The 25,609-nt window shown below is 67.5% G+C and carries 23 protein-coding genes; 8 read left to right on the forward strand and 15 right to left on the reverse strand.

Translation table 11 applies throughout. From position 1 onward, the window contains the following. The first annotated feature begins 61 nt into the window (after positions 1–61). Positions 62–925, forward strand: coding sequence for a hypothetical protein (locus ALI144C_RS43405; protein ID WP_076993113.1), 864 nt, complete (start codon positions 62–64; stop codon positions 923–925). A 74-nt stretch (positions 926–999) separates the two neighbouring features. On the opposite strand, the gene ALI144C_RS43410 is transcribed toward ALI144C_RS43405, so the two are convergent. Both ALI144C_RS43410 and ALI144C_RS43415 read right to left on the reverse strand, forming a co-directional pair. Continuing rightward, complete coding sequence (locus tag ALI144C_RS43410) at positions 1,000–1,389, reverse strand: hypothetical protein (protein WP_076993114.1); 390 nt, start codon at positions 1,387–1,389, stop codon at positions 1,000–1,002. A 57-nt stretch (positions 1,390–1,446) separates the two neighbouring features. Next, positions 1,447–2,226, reverse strand: a complete 780-nt coding sequence (locus tag ALI144C_RS43415; protein WP_076993115.1) for a dioxygenase family protein — start codon at positions 2,224–2,226, stop codon at positions 1,447–1,449. A 113-nt stretch (positions 2,227–2,339) separates the two neighbouring features. Between ALI144C_RS43415 and ALI144C_RS43420 the strand changes: the two genes are divergently transcribed. Further along, entirely contained in the window at positions 2,340–3,158 is an 819-nt protein-coding gene (locus ALI144C_RS43420) for a class I SAM-dependent methyltransferase (protein WP_076993116.1), read from the forward strand. Positions 3,159–3,160: 2 nt separating this feature from the next. On the opposite strand, the gene ALI144C_RS43425 is transcribed toward ALI144C_RS43420, so the two are convergent. Together ALI144C_RS43425 and ALI144C_RS43430 are read right to left on the reverse strand one after the other, a co-directional pair. Beyond that, positions 3,161–4,033: an alpha/beta hydrolase family protein gene (locus ALI144C_RS43425; protein WP_168211498.1), complete on the reverse strand. Its 873-nt coding sequence runs from the start codon at positions 4,031–4,033 to the stop codon at positions 3,161–3,163. 256 nt (positions 4,034–4,289) lie between these two features. Further along, positions 4,290–5,603 carry an MFS transporter gene (locus tag ALI144C_RS43430; RefSeq protein WP_076993118.1) on the reverse strand — a complete coding sequence of 438 codons (1,314 nt, stop codon included), beginning with the start codon at positions 5,601–5,603 and terminating at the stop codon, positions 4,290–4,292. A gap of 75 nt (positions 5,604–5,678) precedes the next feature. On the opposite strand from ALI144C_RS43430, the gene ALI144C_RS43435 reads away from it, so the two are divergent. Continuing rightward, on the forward strand, positions 5,679–6,692 hold the full coding sequence (locus tag ALI144C_RS43435) for an Lrp/AsnC family transcriptional regulator (protein ID WP_330359648.1): 1,014 nt from the start codon (positions 5,679–5,681) through the stop codon (positions 6,690–6,692). A gap of 33 nt (positions 6,693–6,725) precedes the next feature. Here ALI144C_RS43435 and ALI144C_RS43440 read toward each other — a convergent pair whose 3' ends face one another. Continuing rightward, entirely contained in the window at positions 6,726–7,406 is a 681-nt protein-coding gene (locus ALI144C_RS43440) for a TetR/AcrR family transcriptional regulator (RefSeq protein WP_076993120.1), read from the reverse strand. Positions 7,407–7,490: 84 nt separating this feature from the next. Between ALI144C_RS43440 and ALI144C_RS43445 the strand changes: the two genes are divergently transcribed. Continuing rightward, entirely contained in the window at positions 7,491–8,600 is a 1,110-nt protein-coding gene (locus ALI144C_RS43445) for an FAD-dependent oxidoreductase (protein ID WP_076993700.1), read from the forward strand. Positions 8,601–8,629: 29 nt separating this feature from the next. Here the strand turns inward: ALI144C_RS43445 and dnaB are convergent, their stop codons facing one another. The 6 genes from dnaB to ALI144C_RS43475 form a co-directional block, all read right to left on the reverse strand. Next, positions 8,630–11,218, reverse strand: a complete 2,589-nt coding sequence (gene dnaB / locus ALI144C_RS43450; protein ID WP_076993121.1) for a replicative DNA helicase — start codon at positions 11,216–11,218, stop codon at positions 8,630–8,632. Positions 11,219–11,619: 401 nt separating this feature from the next. Further along, positions 11,620–12,075, reverse strand: a complete 456-nt coding sequence (rplI, locus tag ALI144C_RS43455) for a 50S ribosomal protein L9 (protein WP_076993122.1) — start codon at positions 12,073–12,075, stop codon at positions 11,620–11,622. 14 nt (positions 12,076–12,089) lie between these two features. After that, positions 12,090–12,332, reverse strand: a complete 243-nt coding sequence (gene rpsR, locus ALI144C_RS43460; RefSeq protein ID WP_054296255.1) for a 30S ribosomal protein S18 — start codon at positions 12,330–12,332, stop codon at positions 12,090–12,092. A 27-nt stretch (positions 12,333–12,359) separates the two neighbouring features. Beyond that, positions 12,360–12,884: a single-stranded DNA-binding protein gene (locus ALI144C_RS43465; protein ID WP_076993123.1), complete on the reverse strand. Its 525-nt coding sequence runs from the start codon at positions 12,882–12,884 to the stop codon at positions 12,360–12,362. A 28-nt stretch (positions 12,885–12,912) separates the two neighbouring features. Further along, positions 12,913–13,221 carry a 30S ribosomal protein S6 gene (rpsF, locus tag ALI144C_RS43470; protein ID WP_076993701.1) on the reverse strand — a complete coding sequence of 103 codons (309 nt, stop codon included), beginning with the start codon at positions 13,219–13,221 and terminating at the stop codon, positions 12,913–12,915. An 81-nt stretch (positions 13,222–13,302) separates the two neighbouring features. Further along, complete coding sequence (locus ALI144C_RS43475; protein WP_237774598.1) at positions 13,303–14,304, reverse strand: hypothetical protein; 1,002 nt, start codon at positions 14,302–14,304, stop codon at positions 13,303–13,305. Positions 14,305–14,518: 214 nt separating this feature from the next. Between ALI144C_RS43475 and ALI144C_RS43480 the strand changes: the two genes are divergently transcribed. Together ALI144C_RS43480 and ALI144C_RS43485 are read left to right on the forward strand one after the other, a co-directional pair. Next, complete coding sequence (locus ALI144C_RS43480; protein ID WP_076993124.1) at positions 14,519–15,289, forward strand: deoxyribonuclease IV; 771 nt, start codon at positions 14,519–14,521, stop codon at positions 15,287–15,289. A gap of 6 nt (positions 15,290–15,295) precedes the next feature. After that, positions 15,296–16,759, forward strand: a complete 1,464-nt coding sequence (locus tag ALI144C_RS43485; protein ID WP_441297604.1) for a glycosyltransferase family 87 protein — start codon at positions 15,296–15,298, stop codon at positions 16,757–16,759. Between the two features lie 24 nt (positions 16,760–16,783). Here ALI144C_RS43485 and ALI144C_RS43490 read toward each other — a convergent pair whose 3' ends face one another. The 3 genes from ALI144C_RS43490 to ALI144C_RS43500 all read right to left on the reverse strand — a co-directional run bounded on the left by ALI144C_RS43490 (position 16,784) and on the right by ALI144C_RS43500 (position 21,593). Then, positions 16,784–18,304, reverse strand: a complete 1,521-nt coding sequence (locus ALI144C_RS43490; protein ID WP_237774599.1) for a glycosyltransferase family 87 protein — start codon at positions 18,302–18,304, stop codon at positions 16,784–16,786. Positions 18,305–18,352: 48 nt separating this feature from the next. Continuing rightward, positions 18,353–20,839 carry a transglycosylase domain-containing protein gene (locus ALI144C_RS43495; protein WP_083753908.1) on the reverse strand — a complete coding sequence of 829 codons (2,487 nt, stop codon included), beginning with the start codon at positions 20,837–20,839 and terminating at the stop codon, positions 18,353–18,355. Positions 20,840–21,188: 349 nt separating this feature from the next. Then, positions 21,189–21,593 (reverse strand): DUF5318 domain-containing protein, encoded by a 405-nt coding sequence (locus ALI144C_RS43500; RefSeq protein WP_168211499.1) that lies wholly within the window; start codon positions 21,591–21,593, stop codon positions 21,189–21,191. A gap of 191 nt (positions 21,594–21,784) precedes the next feature. Between ALI144C_RS43500 and ALI144C_RS43505 the strand changes: the two genes are divergently transcribed. Further along, complete coding sequence (locus tag ALI144C_RS43505; RefSeq protein ID WP_076993704.1) at positions 21,785–22,327, forward strand: PadR family transcriptional regulator; 543 nt, start codon at positions 21,785–21,787, stop codon at positions 22,325–22,327. Positions 22,328–22,394: 67 nt separating this feature from the next. Then, positions 22,395–23,477, forward strand: a complete 1,083-nt coding sequence (locus ALI144C_RS43510) for an inositol-3-phosphate synthase (protein WP_076993127.1) — start codon at positions 22,395–22,397, stop codon at positions 23,475–23,477. A 69-nt stretch (positions 23,478–23,546) separates the two neighbouring features. Here ALI144C_RS43510 and ALI144C_RS43515 read toward each other — a convergent pair whose 3' ends face one another. After that, a complete protein-coding gene (locus tag ALI144C_RS43515; protein WP_441297609.1) occupies positions 23,547–25,607 on the reverse strand; it encodes a PhoX family protein in 2,061 nt (686 codons plus the stop codon). Between the last annotated feature and the right edge of the window lie 2 nt (positions 25,608–25,609).

Here is a 25,609-nt window from a genome sequence, read left to right on the forward strand (position 1 = left end):
TCGAAATCCCCGGCCACCTCGTTTCCCTTACCCTCCACCCGTTTTCACAAGGAGAATTTTCGTGCGCAAGACCATCCGCCGCAGCATCCTCATCACCGCCACCGCGGCCTGTGCCCTCGGCTTCGGGGTTTTCCAGGCGTCCGCAGCGCCTGCTCCCACCCTGCCGGGTCTGCCGCTGTCCGGCCTGGGCGCGCTGACCAACCTGGGGACGTTGACCAACCTCAACGACAGCCTGGCGCTCATGCCGACCATGCCGACCATGCCGGAGATGCCAGCCGTCTCCGCCGAGGAGTCGCGTGATCTGCCGGTGGGCAATCTGCCGGTCGGGGACCTGGCTGGACTCGGTGGCCTGACGAAACTGCTTTCGGCGAGCCAGCTCACCGGAGACCTCCTCGGCGTGGGCCCCGTGACCGACCTGACCAAGCTGTCGGGAACCGGCGGTCTGCCCACCGACAAGCTCGGCCTGCCCACCGACAAGCTCGGCCTGCCGACCACCACGCGCGGTCTGCCCACCGACAAGGTCGGCCAGGTCACCGACAAGCTCGACCTGCCCGTGGACCTGACCCAGTTGCTCACGCAGCCGCAGTTGCCGACCGAGCCGAGCGACATCACCAATGCCTCGATCGTCGGCACGCTGGACCCCCACAACCTGCCCGTCGTGGCTGAGGGTGAGCACAAGATGCTGGTCGAGAGCCTGGCTCGGGGACTCGACAGCCTGGACGTCCAGGGTGGGCTGTCCAAGTCGACGGGGTCCGACCTGGCCACCCAGGCCGAGTCGGTGCAGCTGCCCGCAGGCTCGCCGCAGATGCTCAGCGTGCAGAGCGGCGGCCTGCCCGAGCAGCTGCCCGTCGTTTCCGGTGTCGACGCCGCTGACGCGTCCAGCATCACGGGTCTGGCCGGGGGGCTTGGCCTGCCGAAGGTCTGACCGTCGGTCTCGCTGAGCGGGCCCGAGAGCAACCGTGCTCTCGGGCCCGTTCCCGTGTGCTCGGGCTTTCGTTCTCAGATCAGGGCGGCTTCGGCGCGGAACAGCATCTCGTGCACGCGGGCGGTGCCATCGCTCGTGGACCAGCCGGTTCTGGCGTTCGTGACGGTGCGGACGCGTTCGATGATCGGTTTCGCGTCGCCGTGGGGGTGTTCGGCGATGATCGCGACCAGGTCCGGCTCGTACTGGGCGACGGTGTGGTCGTCACGCATGGTCCGTCGCAACTGGACCGCGATGTCGGCGTCGCCCGGCACGAGCACGAGACTCACGAGTGTGCCGTGTGTTCTGACGCGGGTGAGGGCAAGGCCGAGGCGGTCGATCAGCAGTTCCCGGCAGGGCAGCCCGGTATGTGGATCAAGCAAGCCTTTGCCGTGCAACACTCCCATGACGAGTTCCGGCGCACGCATGGGTCCGAGTCTCCATTGTCCAACAAGGACACTCAAGTACCTCGGCCGGTGAGTTCCTCAATCGAACTGCACGGAACGCTTCGACAGGCCGTACCAGTAGCCGTCGATTGTCGTGTCCGCGTGCTCGTTGCGGTCGATGCTCGCGCCGAGCGCGACGAACAACGGCGCGAAGTGCTCGGTGCGCGGGTGGGCCAGCCGGGCGGCAGGCGCCTTGTGGCCGAAGTCCAGCAGCGCGTCGAAATCCCGTTCGGTCAGGACCTCCTTGCCCCACGCGTCGAACTCGCTCGACCACTGCGGCGGGGTGATGTCCGTGCCCGCCGCCATGTTCATCCCGGTGAGGTTGTGGGTGAAGAAGCCGCTGCCGATGATCAGCACGCCCTCGTCGCGCAACGGCGCCAGTTTGCGGCCGAGGTCGAGCAGGCCGGACGGATCGAGCGTCGGCATCGAGATCTGCAGCACCGGGACGTCCGCCTCCGGGTACATCTCCACCAGTGGGACGTACGCACCGTGGTCCAGGCCGCGTGCGGGCTCGTCACGCACCGGGGTGTCCGGCGACTGGACGAGCTTACGGACCTTGGCGGCCAGGTCAGGCGCGCCGGGTGCCGCGTACTTCACCTCGAAGAAGCGCTGCGGGAATCCCCAGAAGTCGTAGACCAGCGGCTGGGTGGTGGTGGCGCCGATGGTCAACGGGGCCTCCTCCCAGTGCGCCGACACCACGAGGATCGCGGCGGGCCGCGGCAGATCCGCCGACCACCGCGCCAGTTGCCCCGTCCAGAGCGGGTCGTCGGCCAGCGGTGGCGCACCGTGGCTGAGGTACAGCACGGGCATCGTGCTCATCGGGCACCTCCCAAATGTTGAATCTTCAACAACCAGGCTACACCTGTCCTGGCTGCGTCACCACGACAAATACTGAGTTGTGAGGCCCCGGCCGGGCGGTCATCCTGGCGGGCATGGACTCGGTGACGATCAACAAGGCCCACTGGGACGAGCGTGCGCCCGCCCACGCCGCATCCGCCGACTACGGCATCGCCCGGTTCCTCGCCGACCCGGCGCACCTGAGCGCCGTCGTCCGCTTCGACAAGCCACGGCTCGGTCCGATCGACGGCCTGCGTGGCGTGCACCTGCAGTGCCACATCGGCACCGACACCCTGTCGTTGGCCAGGCTTGGCGCGCACATGACCGGACTGGACTTCTCCCCGGCCGCACTCGCCGAAGCCCGAAAGCAGACCGAAGCGGCCGGAGCGGAGATCCCCTTCCACGAATCCGATGTCCACGACGCGGTCGACGTCCTCGGCGCGGAGTCCTTCGACCTCGTCTACACCGGAGTCGGCGCATTGTGCTGGCTGCCTTCGGTTTCCCGTTGGGCACAGGTCGTCTCGTCGCTGCTGCGGCCCGGCGGCAGGCTCTTCATCCGCGAGGGCCACCCGATGCTGTGGGGCATCGACGAAACGGCACCGGTCCCGTACCCGCACTACTCGTACTTCGAACAGGCCGAACCGATGGTCTTCGACGAGGACAGCACGTACGTCACGACCGACGTGAGTTTCCACAACGGCCTGTCCCACAGCTGGAACCACGGCATGGCCGAGATCATCACGGCCCTGATGGACAACGGGCTGCGCCTGACCCAGTTCGTCGAGCACGACAGCGTGCCGTGGAACGCCGTGCCCGGCCACATGACCTTGGACCCGGCGACCGAGGAGTGGAGCTTCACCGAGAACCGGAGCCGGGTGGCCTGCTCGTACACCCTGCAGGCGGTCAAGCAGTAGGCCTACGGGTGGTCGAAGCCGACCTCCGGGAAGTCGGCCGACGGTCCGGTGAGCAGGCGCTGCGGGATGCCACGCAGGTGCTGGTCGACGAACGCGGCGACATACGACCTGGTCATGTGGATGTCACGGGCGTCGGCCGGCCGCAGGAGGTGGGTCATGTCGGTGAAGGAGTAGTGGCTGCCGGTGGTCGCGGTCAGCCAGCGCTTCCAGCCGGACATCCGCGGCCACACCGTTTCCCACGACGGGTCGTACTCCTCGTTGCCGGGCACGTGCAGGTCCGGACTGCCGAACAGCAGGAACGGGCGGTCGAGCGGATCGGACGGCAGCATCGCGCCGTCCATGTTGATCCCGGCGTCGATGCGCCGGTCGGCACGCATCGCCGTCGCCGCACCACTCCCGCCCATGGAATGCCCGACGACGGCAATGTGGTGCCGGTCGACCAGCGGGTTGCGGCTCAGTTGGTCGAGCACGAACGACAGGTCGGCGCCTCGGCTGAGCGCGATCTTGCCGATCCCGATCTTGCCGGGGAGTTCGCAGGCCGAGCAGGGCAGCACGCCGCCGGGGAACTTGGTGGCGACGGACTCGTAGGCGTGGTCGACGGCCGCGGCGACGTAACCGCGTGAGGCCAGGTCCTCGGCCAGGGCGGTCATCGTGTGGCGTGGCATGGTGAAACCGGGTGACAGCAGGACAAGCGGCCGTCGACCTGACAGTGGGAGGGCGTCGGTACGCGACCACGTGCGGGTGCCGGCGAGCTTGTCGGCGGGCAGGTTCACGCTCGGGCCAGCGTGTTCCATGAGTGCTTCGGCCTCAGCGATGTCCATGTAGCGGGCCTTGCCACCGGTCCCCCGTACAGCGGGGTAGTACGTCGTGACCATGAGCCGACGCGGTCCGGCTTCTGGCACCCACGGATCGACACGACTGTGGTCGGTGAGGACGATCGTGGTGCGCCCAACCGCATCACGCCCAGTGGGCGCGGGCAGTGAGAGTTCTGCCGATTCCGCAGTTGCGGGTGTGGCCACGCAAAGCAAGGCGACCGCCGCCATGACACCAACCGTTCGCACGCTCTGACTGTGCCGTGACAAACGAAGGCTCGGCATCGGGAACCACCCGGAGCCGACCCCTGGAACCGTGTCACGTGTACTCCGGGACACGGTGCCGCATCAGCACCGCGGATCCGGCCGCGGCCACGAGCGCGCCAGCGGCCACCCATTGCACCGCAGCGAAACCCGCGCCGAGGAACACGCTCCCCAGCAACGCGACCCCGAGAGTGCCGCCGAGTTGTTGCACCGCGTTGAGCAGACCAGCCGCCGAACCGGCTTCCTGCGGACCGACATCCCGCAGCGCCAACGTGAAGAACGGCGTCGTGAACAACCCGGCACCACAGCCACCGATCGCCAACGCCACCAGGACCCCCGGCTGCGGCAGGCCGAGCAGGACGACACCGACCAGCAGAACCCCAGCTCCGACGAACATCACCCGGCGCCCGTAGCGCGGCACCAGGTGCGCTCCGGCCGTCCACGAAGCGATGCCCATACCGACCGACCACGGCACCATGGCCAACCCGGCCGCCCGCGCGTCCATGCCTTGGTCGAACTGCATGTGCAGCACCAACACCAGCATCAACCCGGTCAGCACAGCGAAGAACACCATGGAGGTGATCAGCGCCGCCGGGAAACCGCGCCCGACGAACAGGCTGGACTCGATCAGCGTTCCGCGCCGCTGTTGTGCCGCGAACAGCAGCAGGACAACGAATCCGGCGGCGATCACCAGCCACGGCGGCACGAACCAGCCGTCCTTGCCGGTCTCGATCAACGGGTACACCACCAGCCCGCTGCCCAGCGCGGCCAGCGCGGTTCCGGTCAGGTCCAGCTTCGGCCGTCGCGGCGCGCGGTCCTCAAGGATGAGCGGGCTGACGGCGAGCACTGCGACCGACAGCGGCAGGTTGATCAGGAACACCGCGTGCCACGACATCCCCTGGGTGAGCAGCCCGCCTGCCACGGGTCCGCACACCGCCGCCAACCCCATCACCGGACCGATGCTGCCCAGTGCCTTGCCCAGCTCCGCACCCCGGAACATTGCCTTGACCAGGCCGAATGTCTGAGGGATGACCATCGCCGCTGCCACCCCTTGCAGGGCACGAGCGGAGATCAGCAGCCACGGCGTGGGGGACACCGCGCACACCGCCGACGTCACCGCGAACCCGCCGACGCCGAGTTGGAAGATCCGTCGTCTGCCGGCGATGTCACCCAGCCGCCCGCCTGTGATCAGCAGCAACGCGAAGGGCAACGTGTACGCGGCTGTGTACCACTGCACTTGCGACGCGGAACCGCCCAGCTCGCCGTGGATGGCCGGGGCCGCGACCTGGACGATCGTGCCGTCCAGCATGTTCATCGCCTCGGCCACCAGTACGGCGGTCAGCGCGAGCCAGCGCCATCGGTAATCCATGTGTTCCTCCCCATCGGTGATTCCGGGAGCTAGTCTCAGGACAATGAGGAGAAACGAGTAGCCAAGCAGTGCCGGGTGCAAGGAACTGCCATCTGGAACCGTGATGTGGAGATATCAGCCATGCTGGACGACCTGGACCGTGCGCTGGTGCACGCCCTGCACATCGACGGCCGGGTGCCGTTCAGCCGGTTGGCCGAGGTACTCGGCACCTCCGCGCAGACGATGATCCGGCGCTACCAGCGGCTGCGGGCCGAGGCCGGGTTGCGCGTGATCGGCCTGCCCAGCCCCGGTTTCGACGGGTACCAGCAGTGGATCGTGCGGCTCACCGCCGGCCCGGCCAGCGCACAGGACATCGCGCACGCGCTGGCCAGACGACCGGACACCTCGTGGGTACAGCTGACCTCCGGCGGCACCGAGATCTCCGCGATCATCCGGGCGCTGCCCGGGGCGGACCAGCCGCATTCGTTGTTGCTACGCGACATTCCACGAACCGCGAGCGTCACCGCCGTTTCGGCGCACTGCATCCTGCACATGTACCTCGGCGGCCCGACCACATGGCACGGGCGCACCGCAGCGCTCACACCCGACCAGGTCGCCGCGCTCAGCCCACCACAACCCACTGGGGCACACCCGGAACTCGGGCCGGTCGAACAGCGTCTGCTCGCCACGTTGCTGCACGACGGTCGCGCGAGTTACTCCGTCCTCGCCGAGGCGACCGGGTGGTCGCAGTCCACAGTGGCCCGTCGCGTGGCCGAGCTGCGGTCGAGCGGAGCCGTGTTCTTCGACGTGGACATCACCGCCGAACTTCCCGGCCAGCGCACCAAAGCGATGCTGTGGATGTCCATACCCCCGGCGGAGGTGGACGATGTCGGACGAACCCTCGCGCAGCACGGCGAACTGGCGGTGGTGGCAGCCACGACCGGGCCGACCAACCTGCTGGCGACCGCGCTGTGCGCCAGCCCCCAAGCCCTGCACGAGTATCTGGTCGGCAGACTGGCCCTCCCCGCCATCACGGGCATCGAGACCTCGCCGGTGCTGCACACGGTGAAGCAGGCAGGTCCGCTCACTGCGGACGTCAGGCGGTCTTGATCGCGCCGCCGTAGCGTGCTCTGAGGCGGCGCGTCAGCCTGAGACGCGGGCCTTGATGCCGTCGAGGAGGAAGTCGAGGCCGGTGCGGAAGGTCTGGTCGGCATCCAGGTGCGGGCCGTCGTGGACCATCCTGGACAGCGCGGGGAACTTGCCGGTGGCGAAGGTCCGAACCAGATAAGGGCCGTAGGTGACCTGCCACTGCGTCTTGTCCATCCCCGTGGCCCGCTCGGCGCGCCGCTCGGTGATCTCCCGGCGCACCGCGCCGATCACGTACGCGTTGACCGCGTCGACCGCCGGAACGACGACGTCCAGGTCGACGCCTGCCATCGCGGCCAGCACCGCTTCCCCGCTCGCCAGCGTGTTCGGTCCGAGCTGTGGCCGTCCGCCGATCAGGTCGGCCAGCCATTCGTGCTGGTGAGCGGCCTGCCGGATGGATTGGGCAAGGGAGTGCAGCACCTCTCGCCAGTCGTCGCCGACCGGTTGGATCTCGCTGTACACCGCGTCGACCATCAGGTCGAGCAACTCCTCCTTGGTGGCGATGTAGCCGTAGAGCCGCATCGGCCCGACGTCCAGCGCGGCGGCCACCTTGCGCAGCGACACCGCGTCCAGGCCGTCGGCGTCGGCCAGCCGGATCGCCGCCCGAACGATCCGCTCCCGGCTCAGCGGGGCCGGTACCGGTCGATCCTGCGGCTCTGGCCTTTCCCACACCAACATGCGACGACAGTACAGCGCTCGGTGCGATACGGCGTACTGTTCGATACAGTGTATCGAGAGACGTAGTGAATCGAGGAGATGACCATGACCATCGCCATCGTCGGAGCAGGCTTGGGCGGCCTTGCCCTAGCCAGAGTGCTGCACGTGAACGGCATCGAAGCCGTTGTGTACGAACGTGAACCGTCACGCGACGCGCGTGGTCAAGGCGGCATGCTCGACATCCACTCGGGGCAGCGGGCGCTGCGCGAGGCCGGGCTGATGGACCAGTTCCTCGCGATCGCCCGTGGTGAGGGCCAGGACATGCGGCTGCTTGAGCCGGACGGCACCCTGTTGCTGCAGGAGGACACGCCCGACGATGCCCCGCTCTTGCGCCCCGAGGTCGACCGCGCCGACCTGCGCAACCTGCTGCTGGATTCCCTTCCCCGAGACGCGGTGCGCTGGGGACACGCCTTCGAATCCACCGACAACGGCGTGCTGCGTTTTTCTGACGGCAGCACAGCGACTTATGACCTGCTGGTCGGCGCCGACGGCGCGAACTCGCGTGTCCGCTCGATGCTCACCGACGCCCAGCCGACGCACATCGGCCAGAACGCCGTCGAACTCGGCATTCCCGACATCGACCACACCCACCCCGACCTCGCCGCGATGGTGGGCCGTGGCAACTACTGGGTGCTCGGCGACGGGAAATCCCTTGCGGCGCAGCGCAACGGTGACGGCCGCGTGCGCATCGGCCTCAGCTTCTACAACACCGCCGAGGACTGGTTCGCCGCCAGCGGGATCCCCTTCGACGACCCGGCCACCGCCCGGACGCGGCTGATCGAGCAGTTGGCAGGCTGGGACCCGCGGTTCACCGCGCTGATCGCAGCCTGCGACGACTCGATCCGGCTGTGGCCGATAACCACGCTCCCGATCGGCCTGACCTGGCCGTCGACGCCAGGCGTCACGCTGGTCGGCGACGCCGCACACCTGATGCCACCCGTCGGCGAGGGAGCCAACATGGCACTGCTCGACGGTGCCCTGCTCGGCCTCGCACTGGCCGCGCACCCGGACGACCACCCCGCCGCCGTCGAAGAATACGAAAGCGAGATGTTCGAACGCACCAGCGCCGCCGCCCGGAAGTCAGCGCAGATCCAGCAGTTGCTGACATCCCCGGACGCCGCCCGGAAAATGCTCGCGTTCTTCCAATCGAGCTGAGCGGCATCGCGAACCGGCCGACGCGCGTCCTAGGCCTGCGCGAGGTCGGCGAACTTCGAGTAGTGCAGCTGGTGGGCGACGGTGATGGTCGCGGTCGGCCCGGCACGGTGCTTGGCGATGATCAGGTCCGCCTCACCGGCGCGCGGGTCGTCCCGCTCCCACGCGTCCGGCCGGTGGATGAGCACCACCATGTCCGCGTCTTGTTCTAGCGAACCGGATTCACGCAGGTCAGCGAGCATCGGGCGCTTGTCGGTCCGTTGTTCGGGACCACGGTTGAGCTGACTCATCGCGACAACGGGAACCTCGAGCTCCTTGGCCAGCAGCTTGAGCGACCGGGAGAACTCCGAGACTTCCTGCTGGCGGCTCTCCACCCGCTTGCCCGACGTCATCAGCTGCATGTAGTCGAGCACGATGAGCTTGAGGTCGTTGCGCTGCTTGAGTCGCCGCGCCTTCGCCCGGATCTCCATCATCGTCATGTTCGGCGAGTCGTCGACGAACAGCGGCGCCTCGGAGATCTCACTCATCCGCCGCGCCAGCCGCGTCCAGTCGTCGTCGGTCATCCGCCCACCGCGCATGTCGGCCAGCCGGATCTTCGCCTCGGCGGACAACATGCGCATGACGATCTCGGTCTTGCTCATTTCCAGCGAGAAGATGACGCTGGACATCCCGTGCTTGATCGACGCCGACCGCGCCCAGTCCAGTCCCAGGGTCGAGTTGTGCGTGGGGATCATCGAGCGGCTCGCCAGATACAAGTGGTCAGCGTTGTCGACCTCGACGCACCGCACTGGGACACTCGCGACCGCGCGCACATCGGTGATGTACCGCGTCCGCGCCCGCTGCGGCCGCCCGGTCAGCAGCTCCTTTTGCAGCAGGTGCTTGCGCTCCAACCAGAAGACCCGATCCTGCGTGGTGAAGGTCAGCGTGTAGCAGGTCGACGTTTCCACGGACCGACCCTTGACCCGCTTGGTCGTCATCCGGCACCGGTAGCCGAGGCTGACGATCAGTTCGAGGGTGTCCTGCGCCAGCCGACGGTTGGTGGAAGCGAACTGCGCTGAACCGCTCGCTGTCACCGTTCCATCGGTGTCCAGCAGTCCCGCAAGCAGCGCGCGTCGTTGCGATTCCGAGGCACGCAGGTACTCAGCTGGAATGTGCTTGTTGTTGAGCACGCCGATGGACCGCAACATCGCGTTGACCGTGCCATGGTGGCCTCGGCAGCTCTGACACTGCCGAAGGCCGCTGGACGGCCCACCGCAGTCGGGACATGCCGGTGACGGCACCGGCTGGGACACGTGCTGCGCCTTCGCACCGCACGACCGGCCGCAGCTCCGGACCTGGCTGGTCTGTGGGTAGAAGGGCGTGCCACACACCACGCACTCGCGTTCGTCGACCTCATACGTGTCGGGTACGCGGAGTTGGTAGAGCATGTTGCCGCGCGGGAACGCGTCGATTCCCTCGCGCTCGATGTACCAGATGATCTCCGGGTCGGCCGTTGTGAACCGGGCTGTTGCTGAATGACCGTCGCCCAACCACGCACCGAGGACGTACGGCGACAGCAGGAGCTCACGTTCCGGCAGGTCGAGTGGCCGGGCGTTGGTCACGGAATGATTGGCGCGACCGTCGGCGGTCGCGCAGCGAACTGTGTCCGCCAGTTCCCGGGTCGTGCGGATGCCCGCCGGGAGCTTGCTGTCCCTGCGGGAGGCGCGCGTGTCCGTCAGCCACTGGTGTTCGGCGTCCGCGACGATCACAGTGCCGTCGGAGAACTCGACCTCGTAGCACGGACGGTCGTGCATCACATCCGTTGCGGCGATGACGGTCGTCGGTTTGCCGGAAGCGTCGATCAACCGGTCGCCGACCTTGACCTCGCCCATGGTCGTCCAGCCGGTCGGGGTGGGCAGCGGGGTGTCCAGTGCGAGTGCCTTGCCCACGCCGGGGCGGGCGGCGACGATGATCATCTGGCCGGGGTGCAGGCCGTTGGTGAGGTCGTCGAAGTCCGCGAAGCCGGTGGGGACACCGAGCGACGAGCCGCCGCGGGAGGCGATCGCGTCGATCTCGTCCATCGTGGGCTGGAGCAGTTCCTCCAGCGCCACGTAGTCTTCCGTCGTCCTGCGCTCGGTGACCTCGTAGATCGCCGACTGGGCGCGGTCGACGATCTCGTTGATGTCGCTGCCGTCCTGGCCCGCGTAGCCGAGTTGGACGATTCGGGTTCCCGCTTCGACCAGGCGGCGCAGGACCGCCTTCTCCGCGACGATCTCCGCGTAGTAACCCGCGTTCGCCGCGGTGGGCACTGTGGCGATCAGCGTGTGCAGGTAGGGGGCGCCGCCGATTCGGCGCAGCTCTCCCCTGCGCTCCATCTCCGCCGCCACCGTGATCGGGTCGGCGGGTTCGCCGCGGCTGTAGAGGTCGAGGACGCAGTCGTAGACGTTCTGGTGCGCCGGCTTGTAGAAGTCTCCCGGCCGCAGGACCTCGACCACGTCGGCGATCGCGTCCTTGGACAGCATCATCCCGCCGAGCACCGACTGCTCGGCTGCCTGGTCCTGGGGAGGCTGCCTGTCGAACGCCGGGGTGCTCGACCCGCCGTTGTCCGCCGGTGCCGGTCCCCGGTCATCCGTGAGCGCCACCGTGCAGCCCCTCCTCGCTCATATGTTCGAATCTACACCCCGGGCGACGTGCTGGAGGCAACGGCGTCGGGGGTGTCCCGATGCACGCTAGAGGTCCTCCCCGGCCCTCGCCAAACCGTCGTTGTGGACAACCTGTGGATGAATGACCGAAGCTGACCACAGGGCTCGGTTGGCCTGTGGGCAAGTTGTGGACAACTGCCGGTATAAGAATCGAAAACCCAGGTCAGAGGCTGTGCGCAAGGTGTGGAAGAACTTGCCGAAACTGCCTCGGCGTGTCGCCGTGAAACGGTGTCTTCGGCGTGTCGCCGGAGGTGGTTAACCCCAAGAAGGGCCCCAACCTGTGGATAGAAGAACCACCCTCCCGAGCACGGGGCAAGGGAGGGTGGTTCGACGAAACCGCGTCAGCTCGCGGCGGTGACTTCCAGCTTCACCGCGACGTTCACGTCCGGGTGCAACCGGACGCTGGCGGTGTGCTTGCCGACGTTCTTGATGTGACCGGCCAGCTCGACGCTCCGCTTGTCCAGCTGCGGGCCACCGGCCGCCTTGATCGCCGAGACGATGTCGGCCGTGGTGACCGAACCGAACAGCTTGCCGGACCCGGCAGCCGCCTTCGCCCTGAGCGGGATCGCACCGAGCCCTTCGAGGGTCGCCTTGATCTCCTTGGCGTGGTCGAGGTCGCGCACCCGGCGGGCGTCCTGCGCACGGCGGATGGTGCGGACGTTCTTCTCCGCGCCCTTGGTGGACTGGATCGCCAGGCCACGCGGGAGCAGGTAGTTGCGGCCGTAGCCGTCCTTGACCTCGACGATGTCGCCGGGGCCGCCCAGACCGCTCACATCGGTGGTGAGAATCAGCTTCATTTCTCAGTCTCCGATCAGCGCGCGGTCGACGTGTAGGGCAGCAGCGCCATCTCGCGAGCGTTCTTCACCGCGATGGCGACGTCCCGCTGGTGCTGGCTGCAGTTGCCCGTCACCCGACGAGCGCGGATCTTGCCGCGGTCGGAGATGAACTTGCGCAGCAGCGCGGTGTCCTTGTAGTCGATCAACGTGTCCACAGCGTCCTTCTTGCAGAACGCGCAGACCTTCTTCTTCGGCTTGCGAATGGGTGGCTTTGCCACGGGAACTACTCCTGAGAGGTCTTGGGGTTAGAAAGGCGGTTCGTCGGAGAAGCCGCCACCGCCGCCGCCACCCGCCGGAGGCGCGGAGCCCCACGGGTCGTCGGACGGCGGGGCCTGGCGGTTTCCGCCGCCACCGCCACCGCTGTTGCCGCCGCCACCACCGAATCCACCGCCGCCGCCTTCACCACGGCTGACGCGGTTGACCTTGGCGGTCGCGTACCGCAGCGAGGGACCGATCTCGTCGACCTCGAGCTCGATGACGGTGCGCTTCTCGCCCTCGCGGGTGTCGTAGGACCGCTGCTTGAGCCGGCCGGTCACCACGACCCGCGCACCGCGGGTGAGGGACTCGGCCACGTTCTCGGCCGCCTGGCGCCAGATGCTGCACCGCATGAACAGCGCCTCGCCGTCCTTCCACTCGCCGCTCTGGCGGTCGAAGGTGCGCGGCGTCGAAGCCACCGTGAAGCTGGCAACGGCCGCACCGGACGAGGTGAACCGCAGTTCCGGGTCGGCGGTCAGGTTGCCGACCACCGTGATGATCGTGTCGCCTGCCATATCGGCTCCCTAGCTGAGGTGGTGGAGATCAGGCCCGAGCGGCCGGACGCTTGTCGACGCGGCGCAGCACCTTGGTGCGCAGGATCGACTCGGACAGGCCCAGTTGACGGTCCATTTCCTTGACGGCGTCGGGCTCGGCGTTCACGTCGAGCACCGCGTAGATGCCCTCGGCGTGCTTGTTGATCTCGAACGAGAGCCTGCGCTTGCCCCAGACCTCGACCTTCTCGACCGAACCGCCGGAGTTGCGGATCACGTTGAGGTAGTTCTCCAGCGACGGCTGCACGTTGCGCTCGTCGGTGCTGGGATCGAGGATGATCATTACTTCGTAATGACGCATGAAGACCACTCACCTCCTGTGGACTCGCGGCCATGGTGTCTCCATGGCAGGAGGGTCTACGGCCGAAAAGGTTAACAGGGTCTAGACGGCGGCTTTGCGCAGGACCCATGTCCGCACCAACGCGGCGGTCACACCGGACAGCGCGAGCACCGCGAGCAGCACGGACACGTCGATGTCGGTGCGCCCGGACGTGCCGCCGATCGCTTCGGCGTGTCCGGCGGCCTGGACGCCGTCATTGGGTGGGTTGTCCACGCCGAGGATGCCGAACTGCGGGCTGTAACCCGGCACACCCGAGCCGTACCGGACCGCCGGTGACGGCGCGTACAGCCCGGCTTGGGCGAACGGGATCGTGCTGTAGTCGGTCATCGGCGAGCGGCCGGTGTTCAGGCCGGTCCAGCCCATCAGCGGTGGCGCACTCGGCGCCCCGCCCATCACGGGCAGGGTGGGTGGCGTCACACCGGTCCCAGCGCCGGGCGGCAGGGTGGTCTCGTTGGGCGGGGGCTTGGTCTGGCCGCCGCCGTTCGTCGGCGGCTTGCCCGTTCCCGGCTTCGAGCCGCCCGCGCCCGGCATGATCGACTTGGCGGCCTGGTTGGCCTTCTCGGCCAGTGCGGCGGTGGTGTCCTGGGCCTGCGCGGCGGCGGTGTTGGCGATCTGCACGGTCACGCCGCACAGCCCGGCGAGTGTGTCCTGCACGCCCTTGGCCACGCCGCCGATGATCGGGCCGACCAGCGGGATCTTGGTCAGCTCCTTGATCACGCCGTTGGCGATCTGACCGGCGGTGATGAAGCCGCCGCCCACGGGGATCGCGCCGATCGGGATCGGCGGCAGCGCCGCGAACACCGACCGGACGGTCGGGGTGATCAGGTTCAGCGGGTCCAGCGCCTTGACGATGTTGACGACGGGTTCGAGCACCGCCGCCGGTTTGAGCTGGATCGGGGTGCCCGCAGCGCCCTGGACAGTGGCCGCGCAGCTGCCGATCACGACGGGAGTCGCCGCGACCGCGGTGTTCCCGCCAAGCAAGCTGCTCGTCAACACGACGATGGCAACCGCGAACGCGGCGGCCAGCCGTTTGGCGAGTCGCATATCCAGTCCTCCGTCGTACCGGCGAGTAGCCTCTACGGGATCCAACGACAGTACGCCCGGTTGGTGACGCCGAACACCAGGAATCACCCACACGTCGGCATCGGCGGTGACCTGACGGTGACCTGTGCCCGTCTTCGCCCAGGTGGAGTAGCGCGCCCCCGGCAGGCCTACCACCGGCTCGTTTGCTAGTGAAGGCCGACTACGCTCGCTGGCCATGCGTATAGGTGCCCATGTCCGCGACGACGATCCGCTCGCCGCCGCGCGCGAGCGTGGCGCCGAGGTGGTGCAGTTCTTCCTCGCCGACCCGCAGTCGTGGAAGAAACCGCCTGAGCACCCCCATGCCGAGGCGCTTCGGGCCACTGACCTCGACGTCTTCGTGCACTCGCCGTACCCGGTGAACATCGCGTCGATGAACAACCGGATCCGGATCCCGTCCCGCAAGACCGTCACCCAGCACGCCGAAGGCGCTGCGGCGATCGGCGCGAAAGGCCTGGTCGTGCACGGTGGGCACGTCACCGGGGGCGAGGATCCGGCTGACGGGATCGCCAACTGGCGGAAGTTCTTCGAACGGCAGGCCAAGGACGGCGGCTTCCCGTTGCCGATCCTGATCGAGAACACGGCTGGCGGCGACAACGCCATGGCGCGCCGGTTCGACGTGCTCGCCAGGCTGTGGGACGCGGTCGGTGAGTTCGGCGCCGGGTTCTGCCTGGACACGTGCCACGCGTTCGCCGCGGGTGAGGAGCTGGTCGGCATCGTCGACCGGGTCAAGACCATCACCGGCCGGATCGATCTGGTCCACTTGAACAACTCGCGTGACGAGTTCGGATCGTCACGCGACCGGCACGCGAACATCAGTACTGGCACCATCGAACCTGAGGTGCTCGCGGCGGTGGTCGCCGCGGCAGGGGCTCCGGTCGTGGTCGAGACACCGTCCGACGGTCAGGCGGAGGACATCGCTTTCCTCCGCCAGGCGCTTGGCGGGTGACTCGTGGTGCGTCCGGGGCAGGTGTCCGAGGAGGCGGAGAGGTCGGTGGGCCAGCACGAGGCGGGCGAGCCGACATCCGCGCAGGGGCGGTCCGGCAAGGTTCTGCGGTACGGCCGGTTCGCGCTGGCGCTGACGGTGTTCCTGTGCGGCGTGGCCCTGGTGCTGGGGTTCGCCAACAAGGACAGGTGCACAGGTCCCAACTTCGACAAGTGGGGCCGCAGCGAGCCGGACTACACGCAGCGGGCGCGCAGCGACGCCTGCTACTCGGACATCCAGTACCTGTGGATGGGCCGTGACATCGACAAGCACGTCTTCCCGTACGTGCACGGCGGCATCAACGCCAAGGGCGAGCTGACCGGCGGCACGGTCGAGTACCCGGTGCTCACCGGCGTGGTGATCTGGCTGGGCGCGTTGTTCGCCGACACCGACGCGGGGTTCCTGCTCGGTTCGGCGATCCTGATGGCGCCGTTCGGGCTGCTCACCGCGTGGATGCTCGGCAAGCTGAGCAGGTGGCGTGCGCTGCTGTGGGCGATCGGGCCACCGCTTGTGCTGTACGCGTTCCACAACTGGGAACTGCCGGTTGTGCTGTGCGCGGTCGCCGCCGTGTACGTGGTGCACCGCGGGTGGGGCAGAGCCGGTCCGAACCGCCCGTTGATGGAACGGGCGACGTTCGCCGCTGTCCTGCTCGGCCTCGGGTTCACGTTCAAGCTCTATCCGGCGATCTTCGTGATGCCGTTGATGCTGTACGTGCTGACCGGCGGCAGAGACGGCCGGGAGTTGCCGGAGGGCAAGAGCCACAACGTCAAGGGCATGTTTCAGGTCGCGTGGGTGGCGTTGCTGACCGCGGTGCTGGTGAACCTGCCGTTCGCGCTGGCCGGGTTCGACGGCTGGAAGGCGTCGTTCACGTTCCAGGGTCTGCGGCAGGCCGACATCACCACGAACTCGTTCTGGTTCTGGGGTTTCCGGCCGGAGTCGGATCCGAAGAACGTCGAGTTCCAGGACATGGTCACGCTGTGGTCGCCGGTGCTGGTGCTCGCCTCGTTCGCGCTGGCGCTGTACCTGGGCTGGCGGCGGTACCGCAAGGACGGGACGTACCCGTGGATCGCGGTCTCGGCCGCGATGCTGTGCGGGTTCCTGCTGCTGCACAAGGTCCACTCGCCGCAGTACACGCTGTGGCTGGTGCCGATGTTCGTTCTGCTGCGGGTGCACATCGGCTGGGCGATCTCGTACTACATCGCGGACTTCGCGATGGGCGTCGGGATCTTCAGGTGGTACCACGCGATCGACGTCAACAAGGCGACCACCATCTACGACGGCTTCACCGCCCAGATGGTGATGATCGGCGTGTGGGGCCGGGCGGCGCTGCTGGTCGGCCTGTTCATCGCGTTCCTGACCGCGAAGTCCACAGTGGACGACGATCCGGTGCCGGACTTCCTGCCACGCGCCCGCAGGACGGCCACGCTCAGTTAGCACCCCGGACGGCGCCGGGCCGCGTCATGGGCGAAGCGGTGCCACTCGCCCTGCTCTGAGCAGGAACCTGTCGTCGGCCCCGTCGAGCACACCGCCGGCGGGGTCGTCGTCGCCGACCTTGCGGACCAGGTCGCGTTCCGGGTGGTAGATCTCGTAGATCACCAGTGCGCACAGGGCGATCACCACGAGGTCGCGGACGAGTACCGCGCCGAGGAACCACTCGACCGGCAGGCCCTTGTGGTCGGTGCCGAGGTAGTACATCATCCGCGGCGCCCAGACCAGCGCGTCGACAGTCATCCACGCCAGCAGGATCTTCCACCGCGGCATGGCGAGCACGGCCAGCGGAACGAGCCACAGCGAGTACTGCGGGCTCCACACCTTGTTGATCAGCAGGAACGAGGCGACCAACAGGAACCCGAGCTGTGCCAGCCGTGGCCTCGTCGGCGCGGACAACGCCATCCACCCGACCGCCGCGCACGCGATCAGGAACAGGATCGCGGTGAGCGTGTTCAGCACGGTCGGTGCTTGCCACGGACCGAGTTCGCCGTCGAACCCCGCCCAACCGGTGAACCCGGAGATCACGTTGTAGATCGAGTCGGTGTCGGCCGCCCGCGCGGTGTTGCGCCGGAAGAACTCCCACCAACCGGCGGGGTACTGCCACGCGATGGGCGCGTTCACCACCAGCCACGTGGCGAGCGCGGTGACAGTCGTTCTCTGCCATTCGCGCAGTTTCCCCGCTCTCAGGCAGAGCACGAACAACGCGCCGATGAGGAACAACGGGTAGAACTTCGCCGCGCCACCCAGACCGATCAGGACACCGGCGAGCACCGGTTTCCGCCGGGCCCACGCCAGGATTCCGGCGGCGGCGGCCGCCGTGGCCAACGCGTCGAAGTTGGTGAACGCGTGCACCAGGACCAGCGGTGACGCGGCCACGAGCAGGGCGTCCCACGGTCGTCGACGGGCCGTGCGCATGGTCGCCCACAGTGTGATGAGCCACGCCAACGCCAGCCAGAACGCCGTGATGTTGAAGTAGATCGCGACCGGCAACGCGCTCGCCAGGCCCATGTCGAGCCAGCCCGCGGTCAGCTTCGCGTTGACCCACTGGAACAGCCCGGTGATCACCGGGTACTCCATGTACCGGGTCTGCTGGGTCGGCTTGCCCTCGTCGTCGATCCAGCTCGTCTTGTACGGGAACGTGTCCGGCTTGTCGAGCTGCTCGGCGGTGTAGAGCGGGACGACATCCGAGTAGCACATCGCGATGTACGGCCGGGCCGTGCGCCAGTCGAGCTCGAACTGGCCCTGCTCGTTGGTGTACTGCTGGATGCAGCCGACCTTGCCGAACCAGCTCAGGGTCAGCGCGAACACCCCGACGAGGAACGCGATCCGCAGCGGCGTCCAGAACCACTGTCTGCCCACCTGCGCGTGCCGCCCGAGTGGACCGCCGATGACGGCCGCCGCGCTCCTGGCCAACGGTCCGGTGCGGGTGGGAACGACTCGCTCGGCCGGAGCGAGCGAGTCGGTGTCACCGGTTTCTTCGGGCTGCACGCGCGAGATGCTACGTGGATCGGATCATGCGGTGTGGGCTATCCGTCCCTATCTGCCGATCAGATCGTTGGTGTCCCCACCGCCACCGCCTCCGCCGTGGCCGGGGTCGCCGCATCCCGGAGTACCCGGCGGGCTGCCCGGCGGACAGGGATTGAGCGTGCCACCACCGCCGCCCGGCCTTGTTCGGGTGGTCGTGGTGGTCGTGGTGGTCGTCTGCGTGTTGGTGTTGGTGTCGGGCTGCTGGGTCTGCGGGTTCGATGACGGCGTGTTGGTGTTGGCCGCCGAGCTGGAGTTCTTCGACGACTCCGCCGCCCGCGACTCGGACTCCGCCTGCTGCGGCGACTTGCCGATCGCGACGTACTTGCCGAAGTCCGCCTTCGGCTTGCCCTTCAGGTAGGAGTCCATGAACTTCTTCCAGATCTCCGACGGCAGGCCGCTGCCGTAGACCGGTCCGCGCGACTTGTTCTTCAGCGCCGAGTTGTCGTCGGAGCCGACCCAGACCGATGTGGAGATCTGCGGCGTGTAGCCGACCATCCAGGCCGCGCAGTTGTCGGACTTCGTGGTCTTGCCTTCCCGGTAGTCACAGCCGTGCGTACCGGTCTTGCCCGCGCACTCGCGACCCTCCGCGCACTTGAACTGGCCGTTCTTCGTCGTCTGGATGACCGGGATCAGCGACTCGGTGACGTTCCGGGCGATCTGGGCGTTCTTGCCGGGGTCGTTCTTGTCGAACGCCAGCGTCGCCGCGCCGACGCTCTTGTCGCCGTCCCAGATGACCTTGTCACCGTCGTTGGGGTTGGTCACCTTGGACACGATGTGCGGCGTGCGTTTCGTGCCGCCGGACGCGAAGGTCGCGTACGCGCCTGCCATGTCGAGCGGCCGGGCCACGTAGCGACCACCGCCGATGCTGATGTTCAGGTCGAGGGGGTTTTCCTTGTTGCCCTCGAGCGGCACGCCCTTGCTGCCGATGTTCTGCGGGATGCCCGCCTCGATCGCGGCCGCGGCGACTGCCTTGAGACCGACTTCGTTGAACGCGATGTCGGCGAACACGGTGTTGACGGACTTCTCCATCGCCTTGGCGACGGTGCAGTTCTCGCCACAGCCGTTGTACTCCTCGGAGTTGTTGATCTTGGCGCCACCGAACTCACGCCCCGACCTGCCGTCGTACGTCTCACCGAGGCCGATGTTCTTGTGCAGGAGCGCCACCAGGTCGAAGGGCTTGAACGACGATCCGGGGTTGAACCAGCGGCTCGCGTAGTCGATGCCGTTCTTGGCCTGGTTGAAGCCGTAGTACGCGATGATCCGGCCGGTACCGGGGTCGACGGCGACGAGAGCCTTGCGCAGGTTCTCCGGCTGCCCGTTCATCACCGAGTCAGCGGCGGCCTTGGCGGCTTCCTGCGCGCCCTTGTCGATGGTGAGCTCGATCTTGTAGCCGTTCTTGCTGATCTGCTGCTCGTCGATGCCCGCCGCGGCCAGCTCGTCCTTGGCGTGTTGCCAGATGAACTGCATGTCCGGCGTCATCTGCCCGTTGTCCACCTTCTCGACCGGTGGCGGGAAGGGATTCGCCTGCTTCTCCTGCGGGGTCATCCACTTGTTCTCGATCATCTTGTCCGTCACGTACTCCCAGCGACGGAGCTGGTACTCGGGGTCGTTGGCCTTGGACGGCGTCTGGATGATCCCGGCGAGCAGTGCGGCCTCGGACTTGGTGATGTCCTTGAGGTCCTTGTTGTAGAACGCCTTCGCCGCGGCGACGATCCCGTAGGCCCGCTTGCCGAAGTAGATGGTGTTCAGGTACCCGGTGATGATCTCTTCTTTGCTCTTGGTGTTCGACAGCTTGTACGCCGTGACCAGCTCGAGCGCCTTACGGGTGAGACTGTGCTCGTCGTTGCCGGTCGCCTTCTTCACGTACTGCTGGGTGATACCCGAGCCACCACCCTTGCCGCCCGTCAGGTTCCGCCAGACGGCGCTCGCGATGCCGGAGAGGTCGAAGCCCTCGTTCGTCTCGAACGTGGCGTCCTCGGACGCGTAGAACCCGTGCAGCACGTCCTTGGGGATGTCCTCGTACTTGACCAGCGTGCGGCGGCCCTCGGGCGCGACCGTGGTGAAGTCGCTGCCGTCGGCCCACTTGACCGAGACGGTCTTGTCCAGCTGTTCGGCCAGCTTGACCGGATCCGGCACGTCGACGAGCTGGTACGCGATGAAGAAGGCGATGATCGGGCCGATCATCATCAACGCGAGGAAGACGTAACTCGTGCGCCTGACCCGTCGCCAGATCTTCTTCTTGCGCAACCGGCGCGCCTCCTCGTCGGAGACCACCGGCTCGTCATACTGGCTGTCAGGATCGTCGTACTCGTCGTAGTCATCGAATTCGCGGTGCGTGAGCAGCTCGGGCTCAGGCGCGACACGACCACGTCCACCGCTGCCCCCGACCGGGCTGACCACGTCGGTCGGCTGCTCGGCCGGAGCGCTCTGCGGGACACGGACAGTCTGCTGGCCTGGTGGAGGACCCCCGGGCGGGCGGGCGCCGGGTGGCGGCATCGGCTGTCCCGGCCTCGGTCCGCCGGGCGGACGTCCCGGTGGGCGAGGAGGGCCGCCTCGCGGAGCGCCCACGGGCTGTCGTTCCTGCTGGCCACGAGCGGGACGCTCGGGTGGTGCTTCCGTCGGCCACTGCGGTTGCTGTGCGGGTGGCGCGTCGTCTTCGTCGAAGGACGGCTTCCAGAAGCCGGTGCTCTCTCCCGACTGTTCCTGGCGACGCCCGCGCCTGCCGGCGTCCGGGTCGTCACCCGTGGGCCATTGCGGGTCTCTGTGGTCGTTCACAACTGGGCCTTCCAGACGTCCGCGAGCATGCGGAGCAGTTTGTGACGGGTCGAGTGCGTTTGCAACCGCCTTACTCCGCCACTGTCCTCCTGCGTGGCTTGCCGGAACGCAGACCACGCGTTCCCAAGACGTATGACTGCACTAGGTGGTTCCATGAACATGTGCGGCAAACTTCTACCGCATACACGGTGAACTCCTCGTAGAGGTTCGCCAGCTTGGCGAGTTCTTCTGGAGCCCTGGCGGAACCGGACGCGTGCTTGAGCTCGTCACCGTAGATCCACGACACCAGAGTCAGCGGTTCCTTGCGGCAGACCGGGCACTGCACGTCCGTCGGCTGGCCGTGGAACTTCGCAGCTCGCAGCAGGTACGGGCTGGCGTCGCAGACCTCCATGGTGCCCACCCGGCCGGAGTAGACCTCGGCCAGCAGCGCACGGCGCTGCAGCGCATAGTCCACTACCTGACGTTGGGTCCGCACACGGGACAGACTACGGGTCCTCACCTGTTCACCGCTGCGCCGTTCAGACCAGCGCACCTCCGGCAACCCCTCGACCTGCGGTTCGTGCCGTGGGTGTCGATTGCCACAGCCTCATATCGTTGAAACGGCCCCCGATGTATCGCCACGATATAATCAGCCGGTAGGTCACCGTGTCCGGGAAGGAGGTCTCGGTGCTTGAGTTCGCCATCCTCGGGCTCCTGCACGAGGCCTCGATGCACGGCTACGAACTGCGCAAACGCCTGTTCGACCTGCTCGGCACCCTGCGGACGTTCTCGTACGGATCGCTGTACCCGACGCTGCGCCGGTTGCAACGCGCCGGCTGGATCGTCGAGGAGGAACCGGACGAGAACCGGGCGTGGGGCCGCCGTGCCAAGCGGGTCTACAAACTCACCGCGGAGGGCAAGGAACGCTTCGCCGAGCTGCTGGCCGACGCCGGTCCGCAGACTTGGGACGACGAGGGGTTCGGCGTCCACATGGCGTTCTTCTCCCGGACACCCGCCGAGGTCAGGATGCGGATCCTGGAAGGCCGTCGCCGGCGTGTCGAGGAACGCAGGGAAGGCCAGCGCTCCGCGATGTCGCGGATGGGCGAGCAGATCGACCGGTACACCCGCGAGCTGCACCGGATGGGACTGGAGAGCAGCGAACGCGAGGTCCGGTGGCTCAACGAGCTGATCGCCGAGGAGCAGCGCGAGCAGGACGGCGGCGCGCTGTGAGGCGGCGGAAAGACCAGTGGCGGCAGCTGAAGGCGCCGTCAGCGGAAAGAAGATAAGGAGAACCGGCATGGGCCAAAGCGTGAAAGTGGCCATCGTCGGCGTCGGCAACTGCGCGGCTTCGCTGGTGCAGGGCGTCCACTACTACCGCGACGCCGATCCAGCCACGCGCGTGCCCGGCCTGATGCACGTGCAGTTCGGTGACTACCACGTCCGCGACGTCGAGTTCGTCGCGGCTTTCGACGTGGACGCCAAGAAGGTCGGCCGTGACCTGTCCGAAGCCATCGTGGCCAGCGAGAACAACACGATCAAGATCTGCGACGTGCCCCCGCTCGGGGTGACCGTGCAGCGCGGCCACACCCTCGACGGGCTCGGCGAGTACTACCGCGAGATCATCACCGAGGCCGACGAGGACCCGGCCGACGTGGTCAAGGTGCTCAAGGAGTCCGGCGCCGACGTGCTCGTGTCCTACCTCCCGGTCGGTTCGGAGGAGGCGGACAAGTTCTACGCCCAGTGCGCCATCGACGCCGGTGTCGCGTTCGTCAACGCGCTGCCGGTGTTCATCGCCTCCGACCCCGTGTGGGCCGAGAAGTTCCGCGCGGCGGGCGTGCCGATCGTCGGCGACGACATCAAGTCCCAGGTCGGCGCGACGATCACGCACCGGGTGATGGCGAAGCTGTTCGAGGACCGCGGCGTGGAGTTGCTGCGGACGTACCAGCTGAACTTCGGCGGCAACATGGACTTCATGAACATGCTGGAGCGCAAGCGCCTGCAGTCCAAGAAGATCTCCAAGACCCAGTCGGTCACGTCGCAGATCCCGCACGAGATGGAGAAGGCCGACGTGCACATCGGTCCGTCGGACCACGTGCCGTGGCTGGACGACCGCAAGTGGGCGTACGTCCGCCTCGAGGGCCGGTCCTTCGGCGACACCCCGCTGAACCTGGAGTACAAGCTCGAGGTCTGGGACTCCCCCAACTCGGCCGGTGTGATCATCGACGCGGTACGCGCCGCCAAGATCGCCAAGGACCGCGGCATCGGCGGCCCGATCCTGTCGGCCTCGTCCTACTTCATGAAGTCCCCGCCCGAGCAGTACTCGGACTCCGAGGCGTTCGACGCGGTCGAAGCCTTCATCCGCGGTGACGTCGAAGCCTGACCCATAAAACCCTCGTGAGTGGTTAACCGTGTTAGAACACGGTTAACCACTCACGAGGTGTTTTTGCCCTCAGTCGCAGATCGAGCCGCGGCGTGGCCAGACCGCGACCACGGACGGCCGCGGCTGGCTGTTTCCGCCGTCCGGCCAGTGCGACAGCGGGTTGTCGGCGCTGGCGCCGGTGAGCTCACCCGGGTGCTGCACGGACACGAGCACGAAGTCGTTCTCGACGACCGGCCCGCAGGTCTCCGCGCCCTTCGGCACGGTCAGGAACTGCTTGACCCGGCCGCGGTAGCGGCCCTCGGTCGGCACAGCGAACAGGCCGTCGTTGGACTTCAGCGCGTTGCCGTCGGTCGAGATCCAGAGATTGCCCCGCTTGTCGAAGGCGACGTTGTCCGGGCACGAGATCGGGCTGACCTGGGTCTTGTCGTAGCCGCCGAAGTAGGTGTCCGGCGAGGCCGGGTCACCGCAGACCAGAAACAGCTTCCACGCGAACTTCGTGGCTGTCGGGTCGTTGCCGCGCTCTTCCCACTCCAGCACGTGGCCGTGCTTGTTGTTGACGCGCGGGTTGATCTCGGTCGCGCCTTCCTTGCCCGCCGCCACACCGCGGTCGGTGTTGTTGGTCAGCGCGGCGTAGACACGGCCGGTCTTCGGGTTGGCCTCGATGTCCTCGGGGCGGTCCATCTTGGTCGCGCCGACCTTGTCGGCGGCCAGCCGCGTGAAGACGTAGACCTCCTCGGCGGTGAAGCCGTCCACGAAGGACTTGTTGCCGCTGGCGAGCGGGATCCACTCACCGGTGCCGTCGAACTCGCCGTCGGACGGCAGCTTGCCGGTGCCGTCGATCTCGCTCGCCGGGCTGTCCCCGGTGAACTTGGCGACGTACAGCGTGCCGTCGGTGAGCAGCTTCTTGTTCTCCTCGCGCACCCGCTGGCTGCTGCCGTGCTTGAAGCGGTTCTTCGAGACGAACTTGTAGACGTAGTCGAAGCGCTCGTCGTCACCCATGTACGCGACCACGCGACCGTCGCGCGCGATGCGGATGGTGCAGCCCTCGTGCTTGAAACGGCCGAGCGCGGTGTGCTTGACCGGCGTCGAGTGCGGGTCGTGCGGGTCGATCTCGACGACCCAGCCCGCCCGGTTGAACTCGTTGGGCTCCTGTGCGACGTCGAAACGCTTGTCGAACCGCTCCCACTTGCGCGTGGTCGACTTGCCCAGCTTGCCGTAACGGGTCACGCGCGGGTCGGTCGACGCGGTGCCGCTGTTGGCGTAGTAGCCGTCGAAGTTCTCCTCGCCGGACAGGATCGTGCCCCAGGGGGTCACGCCACCGGCGCAGTTGCCGAACGTGCCGAACACCTTGCGGCCGGTCTTGTCGGCGGAGGTCTGCAGGTACTTGCTGCCCGCGGCCGGTCCGGCGAACGCGAACTCGGTGGTGACCGTGATCCGGCGGTTGTAGTGCCGGTCGAGGACGGGCACGAGCTTGCCCGACCAGAAGTCCTTCTGCACCACGACGACCGAGAAGCCGTGTGCGGCCCAGCCGATCTTGACCTGCTCCTCGGTCGGGTTCTCGGCGCTGTAGCCCTTGAACATGAAGGTCTCGGACGTGTACTCGTGGTTCGAGCCCATCAGCCAGCGGTTCCAGCCGAGCGGGACCAGGCCGCAGAAGTCGTTGTTGAAGCCGAACTGCTTGGCCTGGGCGGCCGCGGTCTGCTTGTCGAAGTCGAACCTCGGCGCGCCGGGCAGCACCGCGTCGCCCCAGCGGATCACGACAGCCTGGTCGTAGCCCGCGGGCGTGACGATCCTGTCCTCGGTGTTCGGCGCGACCGGGTCGAAGTTCAGCCCGTCCCGGCCAGGCCTGCGCCCTTGGGCGTCAACTGCCTGCTCCTTCGTGTCGGGCGCGAACTGTTCCTTGGTGTCAGCCGCGGCCGTGCCTCCGAGCGCGGTCACCCCGGCACCGGCGACAGCGAGCACGGCACCTGCCTTGAGCATTCCGCGCCGCCGAACCACATCGCGGACGACGTCACCGAAGTACTCGTTGTCAGAGGTGTTGGGCGCATCGTGGAAACACGCGTTGTTGCAACGATACTGACAGGTGATGGCCTGCCGTCCGTGGTGGTTTTGGGTGAGCAACGGCAGCATGC

The sequence above is a fragment of the Actinosynnema sp. ALI-1.44 genome, from assembly GCF_001984155.1.
In the GTDB taxonomy this organism is placed as follows: Bacteria; Actinomycetota; Actinomycetes; order Mycobacteriales; family Pseudonocardiaceae; genus Kibdelosporangium.